The 3,495-nt window shown below is 73.0% G+C and carries 3 protein-coding genes and 2 pseudogenes; 1 reads left to right on the forward strand and 4 read right to left on the reverse strand.

Annotation, left to right across the window (positions count from 1 at the left end; genetic code table 11):
* Positions 1-1,045 (forward strand): annotated as a pseudogene (locus tag AB0I76_RS25365) (transposase); the annotation flags it as partial.
* A 219-nt stretch (positions 1,046-1,264) separates the two neighbouring features.
* Here the strand turns inward: AB0I76_RS25365 and AB0I76_RS25370 are convergent.
* The 4 genes and pseudogenes from AB0I76_RS25370 to AB0I76_RS25385 form a co-directional block, all read right to left on the reverse strand.
* Positions 1,265-1,858 (reverse strand): ATP/GTP-binding protein, encoded by a 594-nt coding sequence (locus AB0I76_RS25370; protein ID WP_357040251.1) that lies wholly within the window; start codon positions 1,856-1,858, stop codon positions 1,265-1,267.
* A 1-nt stretch (position 1,859) separates the two neighbouring features.
* A complete protein-coding gene (locus AB0I76_RS25375; RefSeq protein WP_357040254.1) occupies positions 1,860-2,237 on the reverse strand; it encodes a DUF742 domain-containing protein in 378 nt (125 codons plus the stop codon).
* Positions 2,238-2,338: 101 nt separating this feature from the next.
* Entirely contained in the window at positions 2,339-2,743 is a 405-nt protein-coding gene (locus AB0I76_RS25380) for a roadblock/LC7 domain-containing protein (RefSeq protein WP_120730092.1), read from the reverse strand.
* Positions 2,740-3,495, reverse strand: a pseudogene (locus tag AB0I76_RS25385) (ATPase); the annotation flags it as partial. The gene AB0I76_RS25380 and the pseudogene AB0I76_RS25385, both read right to left, overlap by 4 nt.

Genomic DNA, 3,495 nt, shown 5'->3' on the forward strand with positions numbered 1-3,495 from the left:
GCAGCGCGGCAGCGTGCCTCCCGCCGAGGCGGGCGAGCCGTTCCGTCCCACCCTGACCACCGCGGCCATCAACAGCGCGCGCGCCGAGCGGCAGCGCACCGTGATCCCGCCCCGGCCCAAGGTCACCAGCGAGCCGCCCGCCCCGACCGGCGGGTTCCGCGCCACCGACCTCAGCGTGCCGTTGCCCACCCCCCGGCCCGACCAGGATTCGGCCGCGCCCGGGTCCCGGGCCAACTGGCCCCTGGTCAACAACCCCGAGGACCCGGCCGACAGCTCGGCCAGGAACCCGGTCGTCGGCTCGTACGGCGGGCGGGGCGTGGACGCCCCGACCGACCCCGGTGCCGAGCGCCGGGTCACGCCGCCGTGGCTCGCGGACGACCTGCCCCCGGAGCCGCCGATGCTGCGCCTGGTGGAGCCGCCGCCGCCGCTGGCGGACCGCGTGCTCCGGAACGGGCTGGCCGCGTCGTCCGACCCGCACCTGGACACTCCTCCGCTGCGGCTCGTCGACCGCGAGGACGCCGCCCGCAACGGTCGGCCGGCTCCCCGTACCGAGCGGCTCGTGGAGCACCGTCCGGCTCCGCCGGTCGAGCACCGACCGCCGCCGGTCTCCGACGAGGGCGACGGTGACCTGCTGATCTTCGCGCAGGCGAAGTCCGCCTGGTTCGTCGGGCACGGCGACGAGAGCGACCTGGAGTGGTCGTCCACGGCCGACTCGGGCTGGCAGGCGGCCGAGAAGGTCGCCCGTCCGGAGGTCGGGGCGGAGACGACCGCCGGCCTGCCGAAGCGGGTTCCGCAGGCCAACCTCGTGCCGGGGTCCCCGCTGCGCGAGGAGCGTCCCCTGCGGATCGTCCGGGACGCGGCCAGCCTCGCCGAGAACACCACCGGCTACTTCCGCGGTTGGCGCCGTGGGCAGGAGATCGGCGGGTTCGCGGTGGGTGGTCGCCCGGGCCGGGAGTCGGCGGGCGGGTGGGACTTCACCCGCGACACCGGCGACCGGGACGACGACCGTGAGTACGAGTACCGCTCCGCCGGCTACCGCTCCTGAGCTGCGCCGACCTGTTCCCGGTCGCGGCCTGCTGGCCGCGACCGGCGAGGAGCGGGTGGTGGGTGCGAGCCGTATGACCCGACCGCGACGCCGACGTCGACGGGCCGCTTTTGGGACCGAGCGTCATGCCCGGCACCGTGCTGCCCGGACCGGTACCCGGACAGCAGAACGCGCCCGGTGACGGCCACAGGGCCATCACCGGGCGCGGTGCGTCGTCGGTCAGGCCGGGGCGACGGCGCGGGTACGCCGCATCGTCAGCACGTACTCGACGAGCGAGATCAGTACGTGCTTGGTCGACTCCCGGTTCCGGGCGTCGCAGGCCACCACCGGTACGTCGTGGGAGATCGCGAGCGCGTCCCGGACGTCCTGCGGATCGTGGTACTGCATCCCGTCGAAGCAGTTGATGGCCACCAGGTACGGCAGCCGCCGGTGCTCGAAGAAGTCGATCGCCGCGAAGCAGTCGGCCAGTCGGCGGGTGTCCACCAGCACGACGGCCCCGATCGCGCCGCGCACCAGTTCGTCCCACATGAACCAGAACCGCGTCTGACCCGGCGTACCGAACAGGTACAGGATCAGGTCCCGGTCGATCGAGATACGACCGAAGTCCATGGCGACCGTGGTCGTCGTCTTGCCCGGCACCTGCCGGGTGTCGTCGACGCCCACGCCGGCGGAGGTCATGATGGCCTCCGTGGTCAGCGGCGTGATCTCCGAGACCGAGCCGACCAGCGTCGTCTTGCCGACGCCGAAACCACCGGCGATAACGATCTTCGCCGACGTCACTCGCCCGCTCGGGGTCGGCGGCCGGTGCGACATGTCAGAGCCTGCGAAGTCCACTCAGCACCCTCTCCAGCAGTTCAGTGCCCACCGCGTCGTCAGAGTCGTCCAGGATGGTCGGCTCGTGGACCGCGACCAGGCCGTCCGTCGCCATGTCGGCGATGAGCACCCGGGCCACACCGAGCGGAAGCTGCATCCGCGCCGCGATCTCGGCAAGCGACTGCACACGTCCGTCACACAGCGCGGCGATGTACTGGTGTTCGCGGCCTCCCCCACTGCCGTTGGCAGCAGTGGCTCGGCCGCGCACCGTCGTCTCGACGAGCGCCTCCAGCGCGATGTCGAGTCGTGGGCGGGTACGACCGCGGGTCACGGCGTATGGACGGACCAACGCTCCGGTCGGTTCGTCACGATCGACCATGTCGCCGCTCACCTCCTTCGTACCCGGCACCGGCTTCCGCCGGTGGCACCCTGTGTTGTTCTCGTTCCGGTCGTTCCGCCGACCCAGCGGTCAGCAGGACGTCAGCCCAGCATTCCCGCGGCCGCGCGCGGCTGCGGGGTCAGGGCGTCGCCGACCCGGTCGACGAGCAGTGCCATCTCGTAGCCGACCTGCCCCACGTCGCAGCTGCGGGCGGCGAGCACGGCGAACGACGAGCCGTCCGAGATGGACATCAGGAACAGGAAGCCGTTGTCCATCTCCACCACCGTCTGCAGCACCGCTCCACCCTCGAAGCAGCGTGCCGCACCCTGGGTGAGGCTGACCAGACCGGACGCGATGGCGGCCAACTGGTCGGCCCGGTCACGCGGGAGGTCCCGCGAGGACGCGAGGAGCAGGCCGTCCGCCGAGACGGCGACCGCGTGGGCGACACCCGGTACCCGGTCGGCGAAGTTGGCCAGCAGCCAGCCGAGATCCTGCGTACTTGTCATCGTTCTTGCTCCTTCTGCCCGCTCCCGGCCACGGGGCCTGAGCCAGACTGCGAGGATTGCTGCCCTCCCGGAGTCTCCTCCGGGCTGGTCGGGTTGCCGTCCGAGGGGTTGGTCGTCCGGCCACGCTGGACACCACGGTGGTAGGCGGAGAGCAGGCCGCGGACCGACTCCGGCGTACGGCGCTGCACGGAGGTGGTGGGCTTCTCCACCGCGCCCGGCACGAGCTGGGCCATCGGGGTGCGCTTCGGCAGACCCGTGGGGGTGGTGGCCTCCACCGGCACCTCGCTGGCCTTGGAGGCAGCGCGCCAGCCGTCGTCGGCGGCGGTCTGCCAGCCGCTGGTGGCCTGCGGGGTTCGGCGAGGGAAGCTGTCGGCGGCACCGGGGCGGGCGCCTCCGTTCGCCGTCACGCCGGTCTCGCGCGGCGTGCCTCCGGCTGTCGGGGTGTCTGCCATCGGTGCGTTACCTGTCGTCCCGGGTGGTGTCTGCTGCACGGCACGGCCAGCGGTGTCGACCTTGGCGAACTGCTGGGTCGCGGCACCGTTGTTCGCCGGGGTGGCGGCACCGGCCGCCTCCTCCGGACCGGGCCGGCGGGTACGGAACCAGGCCGACTCCAGCTCCCGGAAGATCGGCAGCTCCATCGTCTCGTCCGCGTACCGCTGCCGGCTCTGAGCCTGCTGCGGCGTGGTCGGCCGGTTCGGGGCCGGCGGGGTCGCCGGTGCGGGCGTCGGCCGGACGGCCGGCGCCGGGGTGGC

This window comes from Micromonospora sp. NPDC049799 (assembly GCF_040656655.1).
Lineage (GTDB): Bacteria > Actinomycetota > Actinomycetes > Mycobacteriales > Micromonosporaceae > Micromonospora.